Genomic DNA, 21,987 nt, shown 5'->3' on the forward strand with positions numbered 1-21,987 from the left:
TTGAAATGAGAACGATCGTTCTATAGTATTTGTAAGCAGAGAGAGAACGATCGTTCTCTACTTCGAGGAAAGGGAACAGAATCATGGGCTTCATCAAAGTCGGAACTGAGAACACCACGGATATCGAGCTCTACTACGAGGACCACGGCTCAGGTCAGCCGGTTGTCCTGATCCACGGCTACCCCCTTGACGGCGCCTCCTGGGAAAAGCAGACCGCTGCCCTCCTGAACGCCGGATACCGCGTCGTCACCTACGATCGCCGCGGGTTCGGCAAGTCCAGCAAGACCACCACCGGTTATGACTACGACACCTTCGCAGCCGACCTCAACACAGTCCTTGAAACGCTCGACCTGCAGAACGCCGTCCTGGTCGGTTTCTCCATGGGCACCGGCGAAGTTGGACGCTACATCGGCACGTACGGCGAGTCCCGCGTTGCCAAGGCCGTCTTCCTCGCTTCGCTCGAGCCGTTCCTCCTCCAGACCGACGACAACCCAACGGGCGTCCCGTCCTCCGTGTTCGACGGCATCCGCAACGCCGCCATCGAAGACCGCTACGCCTGGTTCACCAACTTCTACAAGGACTTCTACAACACCGACAACTTCCTCGGTAACCGGCTCAGCGAAGAAGCCCTGCGCAACTCCTGGAACGTCGCTGCAGGCTCGTCCTGGTACGCATCGTTCGCCGTGGTGGACACCTGGCTGACCGACTTCCGCTCCGACATCGAAAAGGTCACCGTTCCGTCCCTGATCGTCCACGGAACAGGCGACCGCATCCTGCCCATCGATGCCACAGGCCGCGAATTCACCAAGCGTCTGCCGGCGGCGGAATACGTCGAGATCGAGGGCGCACCGCACGGCTTCCTCTGGACGCACGGCGCTGAGATCAACGAAATCCTGCTCAGCTTCCTGGCCAAGTAGACCTCACCGGCCATCCGCTTAAAGCACGACGGCGGCGGGTCACCTTCGGTTCCATGGGAGCCGAGGGTGGCGCGCCGCCGTCGTCGTGCCTGGCACCTCGAAGCTAGTGCCTGGTACCTCGAAGCTAGTACTTGGAGAAGAACGTGGAGTATTGCAGGTAGATTTTGAGCCCCCCGGCGTCACTGGAGACTCCGGTACAAGTCTTCCGCATGGTCCAGAGGTTCATCGGTTCGCAGCGTTCCTGCGTCAGCCCCATCTCCGCTGCAATCGACTGCGATGTCTGAGGTGGCTTGACGTTTACGGTCATTACCCGGGAACAGCCTCCCGAACCACAGTGTGTGCTGATCGCCCCGGCTTCGCTGGGCGACGGAACGGTAAGGAACGACGAGTCGGCGGGCACCGCACCTTCGTCGATGGCAGTCCAGAAAATGGAGCCGATCCACGCCATCAACAGGATTCCTGCCGCCACTACGGAAAAGCAGCCGCTGCGCTGACGAGTCACCATAAATTCCCCCAAATCGAAATTCCCAGACTACATGGCGCGCGTCCCGCCTCAGGGTTCCGGAACTTACTTCCTTACGACGGCAACTCCGTGAGTGATCCGTCATGGTCCAGATTCAGCACAAGGTCCAGATCCAGACGGTCCAGGAAGTCGTCGTCGTGGCTTACCAGGATCACGGCGCCGCGATAGGCGTTCAACGCTTCGACGAGCTGGTCCACGCTCTGGATGTCCAGGTTGTTGGTGGGCTCATCGAGAATCAGTACCTGTGGCGGCGGATCGGCAAAGAGGAGCCGGGCCAGCGAAACCCTGAACCGCTCGCCACCGGACAACGTATGAACGGGCCGGTAGACGCTGTCGCCCCTTAGCAGGAACCGCGCCAACTGGTTCCGGATTTCACCTTCGGGAACGCTTGGTGCCGAAGCCTGGACATTTTCCAGCGTGGTCGCGGCATCGTCCAAGCCATCGAGGCGCTGCCGCAGATAGCCGGCACGCCCGGTGAGAAGGCGACCACCGGCAGTGCCGGATTCGACGACGTCACTCACCTCGTCGTTGTCGGGCAAGGACTCACCGGCGACCACGCGTTCGAGCAAGGTGGTCTTTCCCACTCCGTTCGCACCAATGATGGCCACCCGTTCCGGGCCTTCTACGAAGAAGGCACGATTGGTCCCGCGCAACTCGGCTATCCGGCGTCCACGGGGAACGTCCGGATCCGGAAGATTCAGGCTGATCCGCTCCTCTTCCCTGATTCTGGACGAGGCCTCATCCAGTGCGGTCCGGGCGGCGTTAACCTTGTCGTCCGACCCCGAGCGCAGCTTCCCCGCAGACACCTGCGCGTCGGAGGCCCGCTGGTTCATGAGAATCTTGGAGCCCTTCTTGTTTTCGTAGCTGCTTTGGCCGGTCCGGGCACGCTTGGCCAGCTTCGTTTCAGCATCCTGGCGTTGGCGCTTCTCGATCTTCACAGCCTGCTTTGCAGCTTGGGCAGCCTGCACAGCTGCTGCTTGCTGCTCATCCATGTGGGACCGCCAGGCGCTGTATGGACCTCCGAAGACCGTGAGTTCCCCGGCATGAAGCTCCGCGGTGTTATCCATCAACTCCAGCAAGCTGAGGTCGTGGCTGACCACCACCAGCGTTCCTGGCCAGGAAGTGATGAGGCCGGAGAGCCTGGCGCGGGCATCCCTGTCCAGGTTGTTCGTTGGCTCGTCCAGCAGCGTAATTGCCGTCCGTTGGAGCCGAAGTCCGGTGATCGCGACCAGCATGGCTTCGCCGCCCGAAATCTCGCCGACGTTCCGGTCAAGGTCCGATCCTGAAAAGCCGATATGACGCAGGGACTCGTATGCACGGGTTTCAATGTCCCAGTCATCGCCCACTATCTCGAAATTCTCCACTGCGGCGTCGCCGGATTCGATGGCGCGCAAGGCCCGCAGCTTAGGGCCGATACCGAGCAAGTCGGCTACGGTTGAGTCGGTTTTGAGGGTAAGTGTCTGCGGAAGGTAGCCGACCTCGCCGTTGGTGCTGATCCGGCCACTCGTTGGAGTCAACACGCCGGCAATGAGGCGCAGCAACGTCGATTTTCCCGCACCGTTGGATCCCACCAGGCCCGTGCGGCCCACTCCGAAGGTCCCGGAAATCCCGGTGAGGGCAGTGGTGCCGTCCGGCCATTGAAGGCGGACGTCAGTCAGGGTGATGGACGGATTTTTTGTAAAAGGCATGATGTTTTCAGGACTCCAGTGATTTCAGCGAATGCGCTGCAACCACCGGCCCGGAAGGAAATCAGGTGCGTGTCAGCGCTTGGTTTGCGTCGCGAAACCTTGAATGTCCGTCAAAACATCGGCCTAACACTGGGGAATAGAGGATTTCAGTCTCACAAAGATGGCCTAACAAGGCAAATTTCCCCATGCTGAAGAAACTCCGGGCTGAAGGAACACCTGCTGAAGGAACACCTGCTGAAGAAACACCATGCTTCACGCCAAACGGCGGGCCGACGCCAGGTTCCGAAACGAAACCCAACGTGACCCGCCGCCGTCGTTCGCGTTATGCCCTTAGGCTCCGACCGTGACCACGATCTTGCCGCGCGTGTGGCCTTCCATGTTGAGGCGGAACGCCTCCGCCGCCTCAGCAAGGGGGAAAGTCTCCGCTACCTCAACCTGGAGTTTGTTCCCGTCCACCAAATCGGCAAGTTCCTGCAGCTCAGCACCCACGGGATTCACCCACATCCAGGTGCCGCCGTGCTCCTCGACATCACTGTCCGCGATGGAGGCGTGGCGACCGTTTTCCTTCAGGACCTCCAGGGTGGTCGAAAGGTTGCCGCCCACGAAGTCCGCAACCACTTCCACGCCTTCGGGGCGCAGGGCACGCACCCTCTCCGCCAGCCCTTCGCCGTAGGCCACGGGTTCGGCCCCCAGGGACCGGAGGAAGTCATGGTTCTTCTCCGAGGCAGTGGCGATCACCTTCGCACCAAGGGCCTTCGCAATCTGGATACCGAGCGAACCCACGCCGCCCGAACCGCCATGGATCAAGACAGTCTCGCCCGCGGCCAGTTCCAGCCGCTTCAGCACCTGAAATGCAGTCAACCCGGCCAGCGGCAAGCCAGCGGATTCGTTCCAGTCCAAGGACTCCGGCTTGCGGGCCAGGAGCCGCTCCGGCAAGGCAATGTATTCAGCAAAGCTGCCACCGTGGACGTAATCCTTGCGGCCGTAGGCGATGACCTCATCGCCGGGCTTGAAGTGCGGAGCGTCAATACCTGTCGACTCCACTACGCCGGCGACGTCCCACCCTGGAATGGCCGGGAACTGCAGGTCCATGAGGGGGTCCAAGTAGCCGGCCATGATCTTCCAGTCCACCGGATTCACTGAGGCCGCCTTGACCTTGACCAGGACCATGCCCGGCCCTACTTTGGGCATTGGCTGGTCAGTGAGTTCCAGGACGTCCGGGTTTCCGTACTTGTTATAGGTAATTGCCTTCATGTGAGCGTCAACTTCCACTTGAGGCCGGCTATTCCTTAGCTGGCCGGCTCAGTCGAAGAACCCCACGATGTACCCGATGAAGTACAGCATCGACAACAGGACAAAGACGCCTATGATCGAGAGCCACAGGACCTGGGTGCCCTTCCTCGGGCCACCCTCATCGTGGCCTTGGGGGCCGGCCGTCGACGACTCGCCGGGCGGGGTTTCGCCCGGCGGCACTCCCCCACCAGGTTCCAAGCCTGTGATCTTGTCCTCGTACGGGTCGGGATTAGGTCCTGACACGCTCACTCCCCTGGTTGCAGTGGTGTCGCTTTGACCCAGCGTATCGAACCAGCCCGGCCAGAACCACAGCAACCTTATAAATCAGCGGGAGCCCGGGTCAGCGCGTCCACACAGTGTCGCGCGTCCCGGTGCGAAGGCGGTACAGAGACGTGGTGGCCGTGATGTAGAGGTCGTGACCGTCGGGACCACCAAAACACAGGTTGGAAACCCTTTCAGGAAGTTCGACGGCGGCCAGCAGGCTGCCGTCCGGCGCGTAAACACGGACAGAAGCCCCCGCCGATGTCCACACCCGGCCCTCGACGTCAACGCGGAAACCGTCAGAAGCCCGGTCCTCCTCCAGCTCTACGAACGTGGTTCCGGCCCCACACGCCCCGTCTTCCACGGGGTAGGCTGCGATGCGGAACGGGACGCCATGCGCGGCCCCCGCCGTGTCCGAAACATACAGCAGTGACTCGTCCGGCGAGAAAGCCAGGCCGTTGGGATGGACCAGGTCCGTGACCACCGGCTTTAGTTCCTCCGTCGCAGGGTCGAAGCGGAACACGTAGCAGCCACCGTACTCCTGTTCGCCTTCATGACCTTCAACCGTGCCCGGCAGTATCCCATAGGGCGGATCAGTGAACCAGACCGTTCCATCTGCGGCGACCACGACGTCGTTGGGCGAATTGAGCCGGTACTCACCGAACGAGTCGACGATCGGCGTCACATCGCCGTCGTCGTCCCGCTCCACGCGCCTTCGGCCGTGGCTGCATTGCACTACGTCCCCGTCGTGGTCGAGCGTCCGGCCGTTGGTGTATTCGACGGCGGTGGCGTACTCGCGCGTGGCGCCCGTGGCGGGGTTGAACTCCAGGATGCGGTTGTTGGGGATGTCGCTCCAACGAACCGTCTGAGATTCCGGAATCCAGACCGGCCCTTCGGCCCACACAGTGCCTTCAAAGAGCTTTTCCAGAGTGCCGGTGATCAGTTCATCCATGCGTTCGAGATTAGTCCTCCGCAGGTGTCACAGCGGCCTTTTCTTCTTTCGGGGTGTTGCTGTCCGCCCGCTGCGCAGCGGGCATGGCGATCACGGCCACGACAGTGAGGACGGCGCTGACAAGCACCGCCACGAACACCGCCGCAGACGCATTGATGGTGGTTTGCGGATCAGCGCCACCACTTGGACCGCCGGCGTAGATGGCGTTGGCGATCGCACCAAAGACAGCCACTCCCAGGGCGCTGCCGATGGAACGGGCAAAGAGGTTGGTTCCGGTGACCACTCCGCGTTCGTTCCATTCAACACTCGACTGGGCGGCGATGAGGCTGGGGGTCGCAACCAGGCCAAGCCCCAAGCCCACGATGAAGCACGCCAATGCCACCAACACGACGTTGGGCGAGGACGCGGTGAGCGCCAGTACTGCTGCACCCGCCACCGAGATGGAGATGCCGATCAAGGCCGTCCGCTTGAACCCGATCCGTAGATAGAACCGGCCGGCCTGTGATGCACTGATCGGCCAGCCCAGGGTCAAGGCAGCCAATGCAAGGCCGGCCAGAATGGGAGACGTCTTCAGGGCACCTTCAAGGAAGGTCGGGACATAGGAAGTGAGGCCCAGCATGACTGCGCCCACGCCGAAGGAAATGAAGGCCGTGGTGGCGAGCAACCGTCGCGACAGAACCCATGACGGGAGGATCGGCTCCGCCGCCCGCCGCTCAGCCAAGACAAAAGCGCCCAGCAGCAAGGTACCCACCGCGAAGACCGTGATGCTGACGGGTGAGTTCCAGGCCCATGCCTGGCCACCCTCGAGCGCACCGAGAATCAGCAGGCTCAAGGAAACGGTCAGCAGGGTGGCACCCAGGTAGTCGATCCGGTGCTTGGCACGCTCAATGTCCTCGTGGAAGGTGCGCACCAGCATCCAACCCGCCAGGAAGCACAACGGGATGTTGATCAGGAAGATCCAGCGCCAGATCCCCAATGACGCAAAGACGCCACCGAGTGTTGGCCCCACCACGGAAGAGATGGCCCACACGCTGGCCAGATAACCCTGCACCTTGGCGCGCTCGGCAAGGGTGTAAATGTCCCCCGCTATGGTGATTGACACTGGTTGCACCGCGCCTGCCCCGAGGCCTTGAAGCACCCGGAAGGCAATCAGGGCCGGCATGCTCCATGCCACCCCGCACAGTATGGATCCCAGCAGGAACAGGCCAATGCCGCTGAGGATGATCGGTTTCCGGCCCACGACGTCGGAAAGCTTGGCGTAGATAGGCACGGAAACAGCCTGTGCCAACAAGTACGCCGAGAAGAGCCAGGGGAAGGAACTGAAACCGCCGATGTCTTCCACAATGGACGGCACGGCCGTGGCGACGATCGTTGAATCGATGGCCACCAAGCCCGTGGAAAGCATCAAGGCAATGAGGATGGGTCCGCGTCGGGAACGGAATCCGACTCCGTCAGCAGTCTCTGTAGTCATGTATCTCGTCCCCGTCGTCGTCTGGTTGCGTTCGTTGCCGGGGCATGCCCCAAAGGAGGTAACGGCGGGGGTAACGGAATTAGTCCCGGGTCCGGGCAGAGCACGACGACAGGCAGCTGTTTTGTGACAAGGACCTGTAGTGCTCATCTGACAGGATGGCTGGATGAGAACAGGCGAGTTACCCAGGGATTCGATGCTCTCCCGCAAGGGCCTTCCCGTCCCCGGACCGGGGCTGGACATCGCTGTTCCCGTACCCTCGGAGCGGCTGCAGAACCTGGTGGAGTTGGCCCGGACGGTGTGCGGACAACCGGTGACGGCCATCAACATCATCACGGAGGATCTGCAGTACCAAGTGGCCACGGCCGGCCTGGAGCCGTATCTGTGCAGCCGCGAGGATTCGATGTGTGCCGTCGGTTTCCAAAGCGGGGCCTCAACGGTGGTGGAAGATGCATCGCTTGATGCGCGGTACAGGGACAACCCGTTTGTGGACGGCCGCCGCGGCGCGATCAGGTTCTACGCTTCCGTGCCGCTGGTCAGCGACGACGGTTTTGTTCTGGGCACGCTCTGCGCCGGCGCACGGGAAACCGGCCGGCTCAGCGACCGGCAACGCCAGGGCCTCGAGATCCTGGCAGCGGAAGTCGTCGAAGCCCTCGCCCTTGAACACCGCGCACGGGAACTGGCCGAGGCGCTGGCCGAGGCGCAACGCAGCAACGCCCTGCTCGCCGAATTCGCCGGCCGCATCAGCCACGACCTGCGCAATCCACTCACTTCCATCCTCGGCTTCGTCGAACTCAGCCAAATGGAGGCCCAGGACGCCGCCGATGCGACCATTGCCCAGTACCTGGACGTCGTGGCCAATTCCGGGCAAAGGATGCTGAGCATGGTGGAAGACGTCCTTGCCTACGCCACTATCGGCGGAGATGTGCGGCCTGCCCAGATCTCGCTCAAGGCCCTGGTGGAAGACGTGGTCCAGGACTTGGCTGCGAGCCTTGAAGCGAACGGGGCTTCCGTGGACTGCCATGATCTTGTGTTCAGTGCCGATCCCGGCCAGATGAGGGTCTTGCTTCAGAACCTGATCCATAACTCGGTCACCTACACCCGGTCCGGAGTTCCGCCGGCCATCCACGTCACGGGCGAACGGACGGACGAGGGCGCAACCTTCCGGGTGATCGACAACGGCAAGGGAATCAGCGAACCCGACCGTGACCGGGTGCTGGACCCCTTGGTCCGTCTGCACAGGGAAGACGACCCTCCCGGAACAGGCCTCGGCCTGGCAACCTGTGCACGCATCGTGGCCGCAGCCGGTGGACAGCTTGAGATCGGTTCCGCACCGGGCGGCGGCACCATGGTAACCATCCACCTGGGCAGTGGCAGCTGACCGTAACTTAACGACGGCGGCGGGCCCCCTCAGGTTCCGTATGGAACCGAGGGGACCCGCCGCCGTCGTAAATCAGCTGGTGGTCAGTCGTTGATCAAGTCGTGGACCACGATGGTCTGGTCGCGGTCCGGGCCGACGCCGATGGCCGAGAAGCGCGTGCCGGAGAGCTTCTCGAGGGCCAGCACGTAGTTGCGGGCATTCTCGGGGAGGTCTTCCAGGGTGCGGGCACCGGTGATGTCCTCGGTCCAGCCGTCGAAGTACTCGAAGATCGGCACTGCGTGGTGGAACTCGGTCTGCGTCATGGGCATTTCATCATGGCGGACACCGTCGACGTCATAGGCAACGCAGACGGGGATCTGCTCGATGCCCGTCAGGACGTCCAGCTTGGTGACGAAGTAGTCCGTGAAGCCGTTGACGCGGGAAGCGTGGCGGGCCAGGACGGCGTCGTACCAACCGCAACGGCGGGGACGGCCTGTGTTGACACCGAACTCGCCGCCGGTCTTCTGCAAGTAGACGCCCATCTCATCGAACAGTTCCGTGGGGAACGGGCCGGCGCCAACGCGGGTGGTGTAGGCCTTGATGATGCCGATGGAGCGGGAGATGCGGGTGGGGCCAATGCCCGAGCCAACGGATGCGCCGCCTGCCGTGGGGTTGGAGGAAGTGACGAATGGGTACGTGCCGTGGTCCACGTCCAGGAACGTTGCCTGTCCGCCTTCCATGAGCACAACCTTGCCCTCATCCAGGGCGTTGTTCAGCTCCAGGGTGCTGTCGATAACCAACGGGCGGAGCCGCTCGGCGAAGGACAGGAAGTAGTCCACGATCTCATCCACCACGATGTCGCGGCGGTTGTAGACCTTGACCAGCAGTTCGTTCTTCTGGCGCAGCGAACCTTCCACCTTCTGGCGAAGGATGGACTCGTCGAAGACATCCTGGACGCGGATGCCCAGGCGGGCCACCTTGTCCATGTAAGCCGGACCGATGCCACGGCCCGTGGTGCCGATGGCGCGGCTGCCAAGGAAGCGCTCGGTGACCTTGTCCAGCACCTGGTGGTACGGCGCAACAAGGTGGGCATTGGCTGAAACGCGCAGGCGCGAGGTGTCAGCGCCGCGGGCTTCAAGGCCGTCGATTTCCTGGAAGAGAGCCTCCAGGTTCACCACGCAGCCGTTGCCAATAATGGGAATTGCGTTGGGGCTCAGGATGCCCGCGGGAAGGAGCTTCAGCTCATACTTCTCACCGCCAACAACCACGGTGTGCCCGGCGTTGTTACCGCCGTTGGGCTTGACCACGTAGTCAACGCGGCCACCGAGCAGATCGGTTGCTTTGCCTTTGCCTTCGTCGCCCCACTGGGCTCCGACGATCACGATAGCGGGCATGGGATCCTCCCCCATTCTTTCGGGCTGACCCCAGAAGGATGACTGGGGCTTGGCGCCGTACATGAGAATGCCCCGACGTTACCGGTGCAGCCTGCCACGCGGGCTGGCATACGCAAGAGTTCGGGGCTCTTACCAGCCAAGTTTAGCCGATGGCAACGGTTTCTCTGGTGTTGGCCCAACGTTGGCCTGCAGTTGTGGACAAAGTCACGGGACAACCAGGGCGGCAGGACCAGCCGACGAACTCCCCAGCGACAGGCTCAGCAGGCCGGCACTGTCCACCAGCCCCACGCGAATGGCCGAGACCTTGTATTCTCCCGCCGCAGCAGTGACATCCGCCGGTTTGGTGCCGGGCCAGCTCTGATCGGGCTGGACGTTGACATTGATGGCCACCAGCGTCCGGACAGCTGTCAGGACCGGCCCAACGGCGTTGATCACCGGTGTGATCAACGCCTGCAGGCTTGTACCCAGGTTGGCGACCAGGCCGGTGTTGAAGATTGTGGCGTTGAGGACGGTCTTCACCACGTTGTTGGTTCCGGTGAGGAGGGCCGAGGTAATGGGTCCCAGCAAAGCAGCCACCACACCTCCCAAATCCAGGCCAATGACGTTGGCGGTTACTTGGGGTGCCGTGGCGGTGCCATCCAGGAAGTCGCCCAGAGATATACCTGTGCTGGCGCCGGTGGCCGCGCCTATCTTGACGCCGATGGTCGCTGCGTTGAGCCCGGCCAGTTTCAGGGTGATGTTGGTGGTGGCGTTCAAGGTAATGGCGCGCAGCGCGGTAGTCAGCGCAGCCAGCACCCGGTTCTTCCACGAATCCAGCAAGGCAGTAACCCTGGAGGTCACCGCCGTCGTCGTGGCCGCATCCAGAACGACAGCGTGATTGGGTTCCATGCCGTTCAAGCCAGTCACCGAGCTGCCGGTCAGGGCCGCGATGTTGACCTTGACCGTCCCGGTTCCCAGGTTGACGGTGACAATCCCATCAGTCATGGACTCGGTCATCATGGCGGTGACCCCGGTCAGATCCGGAGCAGAGAGCGTCGCAGTGGTGCTGATGGACCCGAGCGACAATGTCCCCAGCAAGGGGTTGATCAGTGCCGAGACTCCGTCGGAGATCCCGGTAGTCAACCCACCCGTCCCCAGCAACGCATTCAGTTGCGCAGGAACCGTCCCCACCAGTGAAGCCCCGCTGGTGGACAACGTCCCGACGGCGGGAATCGCCGCCGTCAGGTCCAGCCCGGCAATCCCGTACTGGCGCTGGACGGTAGGTGTGGTGTCCAGCATCGGCCACCCGTTGGTCATGACACAGCTGTCCACCTTGGAGGACGATGCAATCGCCCCAACATCAAGGGTCACCCCGGACAATGAGGCAGGAACGATGTTGCCCAGCGAAATACTGGCCGCTTTCGGGGCACTGCCTGCTCCCTGCGCTGTCCCTGCGACATCCACAGCACCCGTCTGGTCCGACACCAGCCCCGAAGCGCCCTGGGCCTGCCCGCTTTTCTGCGAGCGCGCCCACTGCGTATACGTTCCCAGGCCACCTACGGGAACACCCAATCCCAGCCCCACCGAGACCGGGCTGCTGCCCAAGGCCGTCACCGGAATTTTGGTGACATAAGCGTCAGTAGTGCCGGGTACCAGCACCGCAGAGACCGGGGTGGGCGAAGCGGTGGTGCCGTTGTTCAGCACAGTCAGCCCTTGGACCCCTGCCACGGTGTCCAGATTGGTGTTGAGCACTGTGCCGTGCAGTTCCCTCGCCCAGGCCTGGTTGGTGAACATGGAGTTTGTGCTGCAGTCTCCGGGCGAACTTACGCCGACGGCGCTTTTCACCCATTCGCTGTCCGTCCACGCAGCTGTGGTGATGCTTGTGGTGGCGGCCAGGCTGATGGCGGCTACTGCTGCCACGAGAATCGAGCGGCGTGGACGGTTGAGGAATGCCCGGCGCAGGGGTTCGCTCAGCGGGCGTCGGAGCGTCATGCGCCTTGCTCCTTGGCTTCACTCGGCCGTTTCAGCATCGCCAGGACGGCGGTTCCCAGGAGGAGCAGCGCGCCCCCGGCGAACAGCGCGGGGAGGGACGTGGCACCCGTGCTTCCAAGGGGTTCTTTGCTTCCGCCGTCGGTGCCCGGTGGCAGCGAAGGCGCGCTGCCGCCGTCGTCGTCTCCCATGGCGGTTACCCCGATCCCCAAGGTGAGCGCCGCGTCTTGGGGCGGGGCGCTGGCGGGTCCTGCCAGGGTGAAACGGAGGTACGGTGCGGTCCCGGCCCGGAGGTTGCTGAGCGGGACACGGAGGCCTTGGTCCCAATCGTTGAGGCGGGTGGGCTGGATCCTGGGCGTTGAGCCTTCGGGACAGCTCAGTTCCTTGTTCAGCCCGCTGTCGCCCTGCCACGGGGACGGGCATTCATCGACGGCGATGCCGTATCCGTCAGCGGCGGCCAGGCCGCCTGTGGCAACGAGCTGCAAGGAGGAGGTGGCTTGGGGCTTTTCCAGCGACAACCCGATCTGCCACACGAACGAATCGCCTGGTGCCAGTTGCGGGAACTCCAACGGGTACACGGAAGAGGAAAGCCAAAGGACGCCCGGGGTTCCGTTCTCGGGTACCGGGATGAGCTGGTCGGCGGCTTGGGCAGGGACGGCACAGAACAGCACCCCGACGACGGCGGCACACGCTGCCGCTGCGGGCCTCACCACCCGGTTCCACTGCTTCACAGCTCTTTCACCTCCCTGTTGACACCACACCTTTGTGACGGGGTACCCGCTTGGGCCAGTACGCCCACACCACAAGCGCGGCGACCGCCATGGTGGCAGCGCCGATGAAACCAGGCCCCCGCATGGCCATCACCCAGGAACCCACTGCGGGTACCGTTGCCAGTACCTTCCGGGCGGTGTCCACCTGGTAAGGCAGCGGATCTTCCGAGCTGTTCGCGTCGCCCTTGAGCCGTAAGGAAGCACCAGAGCCGTCAGGCTCCACGGACACCACGCGGTGGGTGACCAGGACGCCGGATTCCGAGCGTTTCACGGAGACGACATCACCCGGGACCAGCTCCGCGGCGGGGACCTGCACGGTAAGGGACAGCGCCCCGACCGGATAGATGGGCTCCATGGATCCGGTCCGGAAGACCACGAACGACGCCTTGTAGACGAAACCCAGGACCAGCGCCAGAATGCACACCAGCCCGAGCAAGGCCAGCAGAGTCAAGGCAATTTCACGGGAGACCTTGAGGATGCGGGACAAGACGGCCCAGAAGCCCGCCCCGCCTAGGGCAGGGGCCGAAGGGGGCAATGGGGACGAGCTTCTGGTCCGGGTCAAGGGCTCTGTCACAGAGCTGCGTTACGAGCTGACGATGCTGGTGAACCTCCACAGCGGAACCGTCTGCTTTCCCTGCAGGGTCACGTCCGTCACGGCGGACGGGAGGGTGATGGCGAAGCAAATGTTCACCGCGGAGCCGGCCGTTGCTGCGTCGGCACCCTTCGGCAGTGCGATGGGGGTTGCGGAAACTGTCGTCAGCGGGACGCCGGCAGCTGCCGAACCTACGATGTCGGTGCCGCCGGTCAGCGTACCTGCAGCGCAGTTGGCCGGTGTGACGCCCTGGACCGCACGGTAGGTCAGGGCGTTGTAGAGGGCCAGGGAATTGGTGGTGGTGTCGGCTGCCGGCGCGGTTCCGCCGAGCTTGACTGCCTCCGCCAAAGTGGCCGTCAGGGCTTCGGAACCTGCCGCGGCCCGGAGCTGCATGGGCGCGTAAGCAGTATCACCGGGCTTGAGGGCGGCCGAGATGGCGCCGAACGTCAGTGCCCCGTCAGTTGCCGAGCTCGGCACGGTGGGGATGTTCGGCTTGTCGCTCCACGCATCGGCGCCCGTACCGTTGGTGTTGCTGAAAGTGTTTTGCTCCATGTGGTAGGTCAGCGTGCCCGGTCCGTTGTCCCCACCGGAATTGCCGAAGACCCACTCGTTGTCTGTCCATGCAGCCAAGGTGAACGCAGCTCCCACGCCCAGGACAAGCCCGCCGGCGAGGAGCGCCCGAACTTTCGTTGCCTTGTTGGATGACGTCTTAGCGACCATTGTTTAACCCCCACAGTTGATGATGCTGAGCTGGCGGGGAGGCCGAACGGTTCCCCCGGAACCAGTAGTTTCAAACGTCATTATCTGGGGAAGGAAAAGCCCCACCCGGCCGAGGTGCACTTTAGGGTTAATGCCGGCGTTCGACGCTGGCAGGGAGCGCCGCACCGGCGTCGAACCTTGTGCCGCAGTTGCGGGCGGGCCGAGATGCCTGACACGTTTCCCGGGCAACACGCCGCGTCGCATTAAGTGGCGCGCCGGGACGGCCCCCATTGGGGCAGTAAGTCCGGTAAGGTTAGTTAGCCCCCAACAGCACCCTTTGAGGTTCGGCTGCGGCATGCCCGCGGCCCCTTGGAACGGTGCGCTGTAACACCTAGGAGACCTAACCCCTGATGCAAGAACTGGCGACTGAATCACCCGAAGAAATCCTCTGGAACCGCCGCTACGAACCGCACATCGCTGAGGTCAACGAGCTGTGCGACTCCATCAAGGAGCAGAAGCCAGGCAGCGAGGTCCTCTACATCGACCCCGCCCACAGCATGGATGACTGCCGCATCGTCAGCCTTTTCTCCAATCAGCGCACCACCACCGGTGAGGGCTTCATCACCCCCGGCGACGAGGAAGCAGCCACCCGCATGCTCGGCATGCAGTGGCAGCTGGGCCTCCGCCCCGAGCTCATGATGCCGTGGAACGCCTACCCGTGGATCGAGCCCAACGAGGAGCCGGGCAAGCTCACCCCCGCCAACATCACCGAGGGCCTCAAGCCACTGCTTCGCCTCCTGCAGCTCCTGCCGCGCACCTCTGCCCTGGTGGCACACGGAAACGAAGCCCACCGCCTGGCGGACCAGCTCATGAAGGCTGCACCGGCCAGCATCGCGCGCCGCGGTTTCAAGACGTTCAAAGTCCGCTCGCTCGGTGGCCGCTCCTTCGCGGGCACGCCGGCACGCCAGCAGGAATACCTGGATGCCATCCACGGTGCCTACGCCGAGGCCATGGCCCGCACGGGGATCCCCCGCAAGGCCTAGTCACACCTTCGTTGTGGGGCCCGCTTTGCGTCCCAATCCCCCGGAATAACCCGCAGACCAGGCCCCACAACACACACGACGACGGCGGCCCTCACCTTTTTGGTGAGGGCCGCCGTCGTCGTTGGGGTTCTTGTGGTGGGGCCGGGTCAGCCGACCAGCATGCTGCGGAGGTCCTTCAGGATCAGCTGGGCGCCTGTGGGGCCGAGGCCGAGGAACCAGACGTCGTCATTGACCGCTTTCGCGTGGCCGGCTTTGACTGCGCCGAGCTTGGGCCAGACAGCGCCTTCAACTACAGAGGTTTCCCCGGTGGCTGAGGGGTCGCCGTAGCTGCTGTAGAAGATCCAGTCGGCGTCGCCTTGCTCGATGTTCTCGGCCGAGATTTCAGCCGCGAGCTCATCAATGTTCTGGTTCTCCGGGCGCGCCAAGCCTGCGTCCTTCAGGATGACGCCGATGAGGGACTTGTTGGCATACAGGCGGATCTTGCCCGGCAGGAAGCGGACCAGCGAGATCTTCGGGTCGCCCTTGACGTCTGCCTTCAGCGCGTCAGCTTCGCTCTGGTAGTCGTTGAGGGCTTTGGTGGCCTTGTCTTCCTCGCCCAGTGACTTGCCGACCAGGAGGAAGTTTTCCTTCCACGGGAAGCCTGGCCGGATGCTGAACACGGTGGGGGCAATGGATGACAACTGCTTGTAGAGTTTGTCGGCCCGGAGCTTGCTGCCGAGGATGAGGTCCGGCTTGAGCGCTGCGATGGCTTCAAGGTTGAGGTCCTGGATGGTGCCCACGGAGGGGACATCCTTGACCTTGTCAGCCAGGTAGGTGGGAACAGGGTTGGCGCCTTCGGTGGTGGCCATGCCCACCGGCGTGACGCCAAGGGTGACGACGTCGTCGAGTTCGCCGGTGTCGAGTACCACCACGCGGGTGGGCTTCTTCTCCAAGGTTGTTTCACCGTTTGCGTGCGTCAGGGTGCGCGGGAAAACGCCGGGTGCGGCGTCCGTGCCGAGCTTCGCCGTTTCTTGGTCAGCGGTGGTGAACTTCGATCCTCCCGTGGCAACATCGGCGTTGCCCGCGCTGGAACCCGAGGTACCACTGGTGCCGCAGCCCGCGACGAGGGCCATAAGCAAGGTGGCACCGACCGCCTTCATTACGAGCTTTCGCGCACGGGAGCCCTTGGGCGGCTGAACTTCAAAATCGTCATTTTTCACTGGGTAAGGCTAACCTAATTAGGGCACACTTCTGTGACGTTGTGACGACAGTCACGGATAGCCCTTCCTTTATTGCCCCTCTCTGAAATGGTCCCTGTCGTGTCCCAACTGATGGCTCCCGCTCCCAAGCCGCACGCCGGCGAGCCAGCAACCGCGGCCCAGTCAGGTGACAACGCGGCCCCACGCGGCGTCGTCAAGAGATCCGGCTGGCGAGTCACCTTTTTGTTCGCGGCGGCCGCAATCCTTCTCGGTGCCGTGGTGCTAAGCCTGGGTGTCGGTGCGAAGCTCATCCCGGCGTCCACCATTCTCCAGGCCTTCACCAACCCGCAGGACACCGCCGATCACGCGATCATCCTTGAAAGCCGGTTGCCGCGCACTTTGATGGGGATCGCTGTGGGAGTCGCCTTGGGCATGGCCGGCGCGCTGATCCAGGCCGTTACCCGGAATCCACTGGCCGATCCCGGCATCCTCGGGGTCAACGCGGGTGCCTCGTTTGCGATCGTGGTGGCCATTGGTGTCTTCGGGGTAGCTACCCTGAGCGGCTACATCTGGTTCGCGTTTGGCGGGGCCATCCTCACCACCGCAGCGGTCTACCTGATCGGAACCTCAGGACGGAACGTGGTGAATCCCATCCGGCTGACACTGGCCGGTGTTGCCCTGGGCGCCGTCCTCACCGGCATTGGCTCCGGACTCACGCTCCTGAACCCCAAGGCCTTTGACCACCTGCGCTCGTGGAGCATCGGCTCACTGGACACCCGCAGCATGGAGTCCGTTGCCACGGTGGCACCGTTCATGGGCGTGGGATTGCTCGTGGCGTTGTTCTGCGTCCGTGGCCTCAACGCCCTGGCACTGGGTGACGACCTCGCCACTTCCCTTGGCGCCAACGTCAACCGCACCCGCATCCTGGGCGTCGTGGCCATCACCCTCCTCAGCGGCGCAGCCACAGCAGGAGCTGGCGCCATCGGCTTTGTGGGACTCATGGTTCCCCATGTGGCCCGGTGGATCGTGGGCCCGGACCAGCGGTGGATCATGGCCACGACAGTCCTGCTCTCCCCCATCCTGCTGCTGGTATCGGACGTTGTTGGCAGGGTTGCCGCACCCGGCGAGCTGCAGGTAGGTGTGGTGACAGCGTTCATCGGCGCGCCTGTACTCATCGCCTTGGCACGGCGCCGGAAAGTGAGCGGGCTATGAGCCGCCTGGACCCAGGGAAGAGGGTCGACTTCGGCCGGCCTTTTGCTGTGGTCCGCAACCGTTCGCTGAGCCTCCGGCTGGATATCCGCAGCATGCTCGTCTGCATTCCGCTGCTTCTGGCCGCGCTTGCCGCGGCCGTGGTTTCGCTGGCCACGGGTGACTACGAGGTCTCCGTACAACAAGTACTGCAAGCCTTCACCGGCGATGCCCTGGGGCTCGCCCAAACAATCGTCATGGAATGGCGCCTTCCCCGGGTCCTGGCGGCGCTAATGTTCGGTGCGGCGCTTGGCATGAGCGGCGGCATCTTCCAGTCCATGACGCGCAACCCGCTGGGCAGCCCTGACATCATCGGCTTCAATACGGGTGCCTACACCGGGGCGCTCATTGTGATGCTCACGGTGGGTGGCAGTTATGCGGGAGTTGCGGCCGGCGCCTTGGTGGGCGGAGTCCTCACAGCCCTGGCCGTCTATTTGCTGGCCTACCGCCGTGGTTCCCAGGGCTTCCGGCTCATCATCGTGGGTATCGGCATCAGCGCCATGCTTGCTGCGCTGAACCACTGGCTCATCCTGCAAGCCGAACTTGAGGCCGCCCTGGCGGCCGCCGTCTGGGGAGCCGGGTCCCTTAACGGCATCACGTGGGAGCAAGCGGCGCCGGCCGCCGTCGTGGTTGTTGTGGTTGGTTTGGCCACGCTGGCCGTGGCGCGTCGCATGCAGCTCCTGGAAATGGGCGACGACGCCGCCCGGGCCTTGGGCGTCCGGGCCGAACCCACCCGTTTGCTGTTGCTCATCCTGGGCGTTGCGCTGACGGCTGCCGTCACTGCAGTGGCCGGTCCCATCGCGTTCGTGGCCCTCGCCGCTCCCCAGCTTGCCCGGCGGCTAACCCGGAGTGCCGGCATCACATTGCTGCCTTCCGCGGTGATGGGTGCCTTCCTGCTGGCGTCCAGCGACCTCGCGGCGCAACGTCTCTTCGCTCCGATCCAACTGCCAGTTGGGGTTGTCACGGTGTGCATCGGCGGTATCTACCTCGTTTGGCTGCTGGCCAGGGAAGCAAGGAAATCATGAGCCTCACCACTGCTGCACCGCAGCTCCACGCAGAAGCCCTGACTGTTGGCTATGAGCAGCGCGTCATCTCCGAGAACCTCAATGTGCGCATCCCCGAGGGGAAGTTCACGGTGATCGTCGGGCCCAACGCCTGCGGCAAGTCCACGCTGCTGCGGGCGCTCGCCCGGCTCATCAAGCCCCGCAGCGGACAGGTGCTGTTGGACGGAAAATCCGTAACGTCGCTGCCCGCAAAGGAACTGGCGCGCCGGCTCGGGTTGCTCCCCCAGTCCTCCATCGCCCCCGACGGCATCACGGTCGCTGATCTCGTGGCCCGCGGCCGGTACCCGCACCAGAAACTCCTGCGGCAGTGGAGTGTGGAGGACGAGTCCGCGGTAGCGGAGGCCATGGAAGCCACCGGAGTCTCGGCCCTGTCCGGGCGGCTGGTGGACGAGCTCTCCGGCGGTCAGCGGCAGCGCGTGTGGGTGGCCATGGTGCTCGCCCAGCAGACGCCGCTGATGCTCCTGGACGAACCCACCACCTTCCTCGATATTGCTCACCAGATCGAGCTGCTGGAACTCTTCCGCGAGCTCAACCTGGACAAGGGCCACACACTGGTTGCCGTGCTCCACGACCTCAACCACGCCAGCCGTTACGCTGACCACATCATCGCCATGAAGGACGGCGTGGTGGTGGCCGAAGGCGCCCCCGCCGACGTCATCACCGGATCCTTGGTGGAGGAAGTGTTCGGGATGGCCTGCAAAATCATCGATGACCCCGTGACGCACACGCCGCTGGTGGTCCCGCTGGGACGCCCGCGGCACTCAGCCGTCACGGACTGACGCCCTTAACGACGACGGCGACCCTCGCCTTTTGGTGAGGGTCGCCGTCGTCGTTTGCTTGGCTTTAGCGGGCTTCGAGCGCTGCCTTGGCCTTCGGGTCCGAGTCGTTCAGGAACTTCTCGATCCGCTCAGGTTCTTCAGCTTCACCGATCGCCGAAGCGGCCCGGCCCAGTGCGTAAAGCGCGCGCAGGAAGCCCTGGTTGGGCTCGTGCTCCCACGGGATGGGTCCGACGCCGCGCCAACCGTTGCGGCGCAGCGAATCGAGGCCGCGGTGGTAACCGACGCGGGCGTAGGCGTAGGACTCGATGGTCCGGCCCTCCGCCCAGGCTTCCTCGGCGAGGATGGCCCACAGCAGTGACGATGTGGGGTTCTGCGCCACGAGGTCCAGTGCTTCCTTGCCGAGGGCCAGGTGCTGGTAGATCTCGTTCTCGGCGGGCAGGAGCGTGGGCTCCGGCCCCATCAGGTTCTTCCGGAATTCGTCGGACATCAGAAGGTCTTGCCCACCGATCCGAGCTGCTGGGCGGCTTCGACGATGCGCGCGGCCATGCCGGCTTCAGCGGAAGCACCCCAGACGCGGGGGTCATAGGTCTTCTTGTTGCCCATTTCGCCGTCGACCTTCAGGACGCCGTCGTAGTTGGAGAACATGTGGCCGGCAACCGGGCGGGTGAACGCGTACTGGGTGTCGGTGTCGATGTTCATCTTGATGACACCGTAGGAAACGGCGTCAGCGATTTCCTGTTCCGTGGAGCCGGAGCCGCCGTGGAACACGAGGTCGAACGGGTTTTCCTTGCCGATCTTGGCGCCAACCTCAGCCTGGATCTGCTTGAGCAGTTCGGGGCGGAGCTTCACGTTGCCCGGCTTGTACACGCCGTGCACGTTGCCGAAGGTCAGGGCGGTCAGGTAGCGGCCGTTTTCGCCGGCACCCAGGGCCTCGATGGTGGCGAGGGCATCCTCGGTGGTGGTGTAGAGCTTCTCATTGATCTCGTTCTCAACGCCGTCTTCTTCGCCGCCAACGGTGCCGATTTCGACCTCGAGGATGATCTTGGCAGCAGCGGCGCGCTCCAGCAGTTCACGGCCGATGCGCAGGTTCTCGGAGAGGGTCTCGTGCGAGCCGTCCCACATGTGCGAGTTGAAGATCGGGTCCTTGCCGGCCTTGACGGCTTCCTCGGAAGCGGCCAGCAGCGGCAGAACGAAGTCCGCCAGCTTGTCCTGCGGGCAGTGGTCCGTGTGCAGGGCGATGTTGACGTTGTAGTTCTTGGCAACTTCGCGGGCGAACGCGGCGAAGCCGAGGGAACCGGCAACCATGTCCTTGACCGAAGCGCCGGACCAGTAGGCTGCGCCACCGGTGGAAACCTGGATGATGCCGTCCGATTCGGCCTCGGCGAAACCGCGGATCGCAGCGTTCAGAGTCTGCGACGACGTCACGTTGACCGCAGGGAAAGCGAATCCGCCAGCCTTTGCGCGGTCGATCATCTCGGAGTAAATCTCTGGGGTTGCAATGGGCATGGTGACTCCTATGCTGAATTCGTCTGTGGGTTGGTAACCCTGGAGTAGACCGCTTACGGCTAGCACCCATCCTAGCGATATCCGCGGGGGCGCCGTGTTTCGGGTCACTGGGGCTCTTAACACTTCCGCCGAGTTGGCAATTAATGACAATCCCGCGCGCTGCGATTGTCATTAAATGTCACCTCGCGCGCCAGCCGCGGCTCTGGAGGGCACGGCGGACTTTATGGACGACGGCGGGCCGCTCACCTTCGAGGTCATGCTTGGAAATCCGGACTTCCAGCCAGCCAAGGGCGAGCGACTTCTCCTGGCGCTCGATATCCCGCAAGTGTTGCTCCGCGCCGCCATGGTGTTGGCCGTCGTATTGGAGGGAGACCAGGTACTCAAGGTAGGCGGCGTCCGGCCACAGCACGGCCTGGCCGAACTGATTGCGGATCGCGTGGTTGAGCACGGGTTCGGGCAGGTTGGCGTTGACCAGGGCCAGGCGCATCCGTGATTCGGGGGCGGAGTCGGCGCCGACACGGATGAGTTCCAGTGCCGCCCGAGCAGTCCGCACTCCCCGCATGCCCGGATGGCTTCCCACGGCATCTTGCAACTCTGCGATACTGCACAACGCTTCTTTGGGCACCGGGAAATCAGGGCCATGAGAGGACACGAGGTAGTCGCCCGCTGCAACCAGGTCCTCCACGGTGGACAACGCGGCCAAGTCCAGCCACGTCCGCGCAGGCGAGGTGACTCGGACGCCGTCGTACTCCACCGTTTCCTCCGGAAGGAGCGTGAGGAGGTGTCCCGCCACGTTGACCCTGCGGGGAAAACTGAATCCCCGGCGTCGTGCAAGGTGGATGCGCCAATCCCCGCTGAGCCGGGCAGGCACTGGAATACCCCAGAGCCGCGCCGCCGACAGCGAGACGAGGATGGAGGAGTCATCCAGGTCCGTGTAGGCGCGCAAGGCGGCGGCTCCGGAAGCATCGGACGCAGCCGGGACACGAATTCCCCTGGAAACCAGCACCAAGTCCTTGGCACGTGTCCGTGACCGGGTTACCCCGGCCTTGTCCGATGCGTGCACAGAGAAGGAACCCGTGGCCAGATGATCCGGAAGTGGTGCCCTGCGCATGCCCCATTCTTGCTGGTCCGCCGGGTGCGCATCGGGTTATCCACAGCCTTAGCCGCACGCACCCCGCCGAGGTGGCATTTAATGACAATGCCGGGCAGGCAAAGTCAATTGGTGGGAGCAACGCTGGGGGTTAGGCCGCTTGTAGCAGCTGGTTTAGCCGGTTGGCTGGGGTC

At 63.7% G+C, this 21,987-nt stretch carries 21 protein-coding genes; 6 read left to right on the forward strand and 15 right to left on the reverse strand.

Annotated features, from left to right (window positions below):
- Positions 1 to 83: 83 nt before the first annotated feature.
- Complete coding sequence (locus PV760_RS19990; protein WP_354628527.1) at positions 84 to 917, forward strand: alpha/beta fold hydrolase; 834 nt, start codon at positions 84 to 86, stop codon at positions 915 to 917.
- Positions 918 to 1,041: 124 nt separating this feature from the next.
- Here PV760_RS19990 and PV760_RS19995 read toward each other — a convergent pair whose 3' ends face one another.
- The 6 genes from PV760_RS19995 to PV760_RS20020 form a co-directional block, all read right to left on the reverse strand.
- Positions 1,042 to 1,422: a hypothetical protein gene (locus PV760_RS19995; RefSeq protein WP_227453672.1), complete on the reverse strand. Its 381-nt coding sequence runs from the start codon at positions 1,420 to 1,422 to the stop codon at positions 1,042 to 1,044.
- Positions 1,423 to 1,493: 71 nt separating this feature from the next.
- Positions 1,494 to 3,128 (reverse strand): ABC-F family ATP-binding cassette domain-containing protein, encoded by a 1,635-nt coding sequence (locus tag PV760_RS20000; RefSeq protein WP_354628528.1) that lies wholly within the window; start codon positions 3,126 to 3,128, stop codon positions 1,494 to 1,496.
- Positions 3,129 to 3,458: 330 nt separating this feature from the next.
- Positions 3,459 to 4,382 carry an NADP-dependent oxidoreductase gene (locus PV760_RS20005; RefSeq protein ID WP_018780077.1) on the reverse strand — a complete coding sequence of 308 codons (924 nt, stop codon included), beginning with the start codon at positions 4,380 to 4,382 and terminating at the stop codon, positions 3,459 to 3,461.
- A 48-nt stretch (positions 4,383 to 4,430) separates the two neighbouring features.
- Positions 4,431 to 4,664: a DUF6480 family protein gene (locus tag PV760_RS20010; protein ID WP_026267494.1), complete on the reverse strand. Its 234-nt coding sequence runs from the start codon at positions 4,662 to 4,664 to the stop codon at positions 4,431 to 4,433.
- A 97-nt stretch (positions 4,665 to 4,761) separates the two neighbouring features.
- Positions 4,762 to 5,634 carry an SMP-30/gluconolactonase/LRE family protein gene (locus PV760_RS20015; RefSeq protein ID WP_193590794.1) on the reverse strand — a complete coding sequence of 291 codons (873 nt, stop codon included), beginning with the start codon at positions 5,632 to 5,634 and terminating at the stop codon, positions 4,762 to 4,764.
- Positions 5,635 to 5,644: 10 nt separating this feature from the next.
- A complete protein-coding gene (locus PV760_RS20020; RefSeq protein WP_354628529.1) occupies positions 5,645 to 7,105 on the reverse strand; it encodes an MFS transporter in 1,461 nt (486 codons plus the stop codon).
- 163 nt (positions 7,106 to 7,268) lie between these two features.
- Between PV760_RS20020 and PV760_RS20025 the strand changes: the two genes are divergently transcribed.
- Positions 7,269 to 8,483, forward strand: coding sequence for a sensor histidine kinase (locus PV760_RS20025; protein ID WP_354628530.1), 1,215 nt, complete (start codon positions 7,269 to 7,271; stop codon positions 8,481 to 8,483).
- Between the two features lie 83 nt (positions 8,484 to 8,566).
- Here the strand turns inward: PV760_RS20025 and PV760_RS20030 are convergent, their stop codons facing one another.
- From PV760_RS20030 to PV760_RS20050, 5 genes are all read right to left on the reverse strand, one after another.
- Complete coding sequence (locus PV760_RS20030; protein WP_018780072.1) at positions 8,567 to 9,856, reverse strand: adenylosuccinate synthase; 1,290 nt, start codon at positions 9,854 to 9,856, stop codon at positions 8,567 to 8,569.
- Positions 9,857 to 10,060: 204 nt separating this feature from the next.
- Entirely contained in the window at positions 10,061 to 11,827 is a 1,767-nt protein-coding gene (locus PV760_RS20035; RefSeq protein ID WP_055974333.1) for a choice-of-anchor G family protein, read from the reverse strand.
- Positions 11,824 to 12,555, reverse strand: coding sequence for a hypothetical protein (locus tag PV760_RS20040; RefSeq protein ID WP_055974336.1), 732 nt, complete (start codon positions 12,553 to 12,555; stop codon positions 11,824 to 11,826). The genes PV760_RS20035 and PV760_RS20040 overlap by 4 nt, the downstream gene beginning before the upstream one ends.
- Before the next feature lie 7 nt (positions 12,556 to 12,562).
- Positions 12,563 to 13,081, reverse strand: a complete 519-nt coding sequence (locus PV760_RS20045) for a signal peptidase I (RefSeq protein WP_018780069.1) — start codon at positions 13,079 to 13,081, stop codon at positions 12,563 to 12,565.
- 96 nt (positions 13,082 to 13,177) lie between these two features.
- A complete protein-coding gene (locus PV760_RS20050) occupies positions 13,178 to 13,906 on the reverse strand; it encodes a SipW-dependent-type signal peptide-containing protein (RefSeq protein WP_354628531.1) in 729 nt (242 codons plus the stop codon).
- A gap of 389 nt (positions 13,907 to 14,295) precedes the next feature.
- On the opposite strand from PV760_RS20050, the gene PV760_RS20055 reads away from it, so the two are divergent.
- A complete protein-coding gene (locus tag PV760_RS20055) occupies positions 14,296 to 14,928 on the forward strand; it encodes a uracil-DNA glycosylase family protein (RefSeq protein ID WP_018780067.1) in 633 nt (210 codons plus the stop codon).
- Between the two features lie 146 nt (positions 14,929 to 15,074).
- Here the strand turns inward: PV760_RS20055 and PV760_RS20060 are convergent, their stop codons facing one another.
- Positions 15,075 to 16,127 carry an ABC transporter substrate-binding protein gene (locus PV760_RS20060; protein ID WP_465121692.1) on the reverse strand — a complete coding sequence of 351 codons (1,053 nt, stop codon included), beginning with the start codon at positions 16,125 to 16,127 and terminating at the stop codon, positions 15,075 to 15,077.
- Between the two features lie 87 nt (positions 16,128 to 16,214).
- On the opposite strand from PV760_RS20060, the gene PV760_RS20065 reads away from it, so the two are divergent.
- The 3 genes from PV760_RS20065 to PV760_RS20075 are packed head-to-tail and all read left to right on the forward strand — an operon-like array spanning position 16,215 to position 19,197.
- Positions 16,215 to 17,318 (forward strand): iron chelate uptake ABC transporter family permease subunit, encoded by a 1,104-nt coding sequence (locus PV760_RS20065; RefSeq protein WP_354628535.1) that lies wholly within the window; start codon positions 16,215 to 16,217, stop codon positions 17,316 to 17,318.
- Positions 17,315 to 18,379 carry an iron-enterobactin ABC transporter permease gene (gene fepG / locus PV760_RS20070; RefSeq protein WP_354628532.1) on the forward strand — a complete coding sequence of 355 codons (1,065 nt, stop codon included), beginning with the start codon at positions 17,315 to 17,317 and terminating at the stop codon, positions 18,377 to 18,379. Before PV760_RS20065 ends, fepG begins: the two co-directional genes overlap by 4 nt.
- Positions 18,376 to 19,197, forward strand: coding sequence for an ABC transporter ATP-binding protein (locus PV760_RS20075; RefSeq protein WP_354628533.1), 822 nt, complete (start codon positions 18,376 to 18,378; stop codon positions 19,195 to 19,197). The genes fepG and PV760_RS20075 overlap by 4 nt, the downstream gene beginning before the upstream one ends.
- A gap of 64 nt (positions 19,198 to 19,261) precedes the next feature.
- Here PV760_RS20075 and PV760_RS20080 read toward each other — a convergent pair whose 3' ends face one another.
- From PV760_RS20080 to PV760_RS20090, 3 genes are all read right to left on the reverse strand, one after another.
- A complete protein-coding gene (locus PV760_RS20080; RefSeq protein WP_039239501.1) occupies positions 19,262 to 19,684 on the reverse strand; it encodes a DUF3151 domain-containing protein in 423 nt (140 codons plus the stop codon).
- On the reverse strand, positions 19,684 to 20,703 hold the full coding sequence (gene fbaA / locus PV760_RS20085; protein ID WP_018780061.1) for a class II fructose-bisphosphate aldolase: 1,020 nt from the start codon (positions 20,701 to 20,703) through the stop codon (positions 19,684 to 19,686). Before fbaA ends, PV760_RS20080 begins: the two co-directional genes overlap by 1 nt.
- A gap of 178 nt (positions 20,704 to 20,881) precedes the next feature.
- Positions 20,882 to 21,814 (reverse strand): endonuclease domain-containing protein, encoded by a 933-nt coding sequence (locus tag PV760_RS20090; RefSeq protein WP_210078490.1) that lies wholly within the window; start codon positions 21,812 to 21,814, stop codon positions 20,882 to 20,884.
- Between the last annotated feature and the right edge of the window lie 173 nt (positions 21,815 to 21,987).

It is taken from the genome of Paenarthrobacter sp. CC6 (assembly GCF_040560085.1).
In the GTDB taxonomy this organism is placed as follows: domain Bacteria; phylum Actinomycetota; class Actinomycetes; order Actinomycetales; family Micrococcaceae; genus Arthrobacter; species Arthrobacter nicotinovorans.

What these genes read in the sequence shown, in the direction of transcription:
- PV760_RS19990 (WP_354628527.1), top strand. Translation starts at nt 84, where the DNA reads ATGGGCTTCATCAAAGTCGGAACTGAGAACACCACGGATATCGAGCTC.
- PV760_RS19995 (WP_227453672.1), bottom strand. Translation starts at nt 1,422, where the DNA reads ATGGTGACTCGTCAGCGCAGCGGCTGCTTTTCCGTAGTGGCGGCAGGA.
- PV760_RS20000 (WP_354628528.1), bottom strand. Translation starts at nt 3,128, where the DNA reads ATGCCTTTTACAAAAAATCCGTCCATCACCCTGACTGACGTCCGCCTT.
- PV760_RS20005 (WP_018780077.1), bottom strand. Translation starts at nt 4,382, where the DNA reads ATGAAGGCAATTACCTATAACAAGTACGGAAACCCGGACGTCCTGGAA.
- PV760_RS20015 (WP_193590794.1), bottom strand. Translation starts at nt 5,634, where the DNA reads ATGGATGAACTGATCACCGGCACTCTGGAAAAGCTCTTTGAAGGCACT.
- PV760_RS20020 (WP_354628529.1), bottom strand. Translation starts at nt 7,105, where the DNA reads ATGACTACAGAGACTGCTGACGGAGTCGGATTCCGTTCCCGACGCGGA.
- PV760_RS20025 (WP_354628530.1), top strand. Translation starts at nt 7,269, where the DNA reads ATGAGAACAGGCGAGTTACCCAGGGATTCGATGCTCTCCCGCAAGGGC.
- PV760_RS20030 (WP_018780072.1), bottom strand. Translation starts at nt 9,856, where the DNA reads ATGCCCGCTATCGTGATCGTCGGAGCCCAGTGGGGCGACGAAGGCAAA.
- PV760_RS20035 (WP_055974333.1), bottom strand. Translation starts at nt 11,827, where the DNA reads ATGACGCTCCGACGCCCGCTGAGCGAACCCCTGCGCCGGGCATTCCTC.
- PV760_RS20050 (WP_354628531.1), bottom strand. Translation starts at nt 13,906, where the DNA reads ATGGTCGCTAAGACGTCATCCAACAAGGCAACGAAAGTTCGGGCGCTC.
- PV760_RS20055 (WP_018780067.1), top strand. Translation starts at nt 14,296, where the DNA reads ATGCAAGAACTGGCGACTGAATCACCCGAAGAAATCCTCTGGAACCGC.
- PV760_RS20065 (WP_354628535.1), top strand. Translation starts at nt 16,215, where the DNA reads ATGGTCCCTGTCGTGTCCCAACTGATGGCTCCCGCTCCCAAGCCGCAC.
- fepG (WP_354628532.1), top strand. Translation starts at nt 17,315, where the DNA reads ATGAGCCGCCTGGACCCAGGGAAGAGGGTCGACTTCGGCCGGCCTTTT.
- PV760_RS20075 (WP_354628533.1), top strand. Translation starts at nt 18,376, where the DNA reads ATGAGCCTCACCACTGCTGCACCGCAGCTCCACGCAGAAGCCCTGACT.
- PV760_RS20080 (WP_039239501.1), bottom strand. Translation starts at nt 19,684, where the DNA reads ATGTCCGACGAATTCCGGAAGAACCTGATGGGGCCGGAGCCCACGCTC.
- fbaA (WP_018780061.1), bottom strand. Translation starts at nt 20,703, where the DNA reads ATGCCCATTGCAACCCCAGAGATTTACTCCGAGATGATCGACCGCGCA.
- PV760_RS20090 (WP_210078490.1), bottom strand. Translation starts at nt 21,814, where the DNA reads ATGCGCAGGGCACCACTTCCGGATCATCTGGCCACGGGTTCCTTCTCT.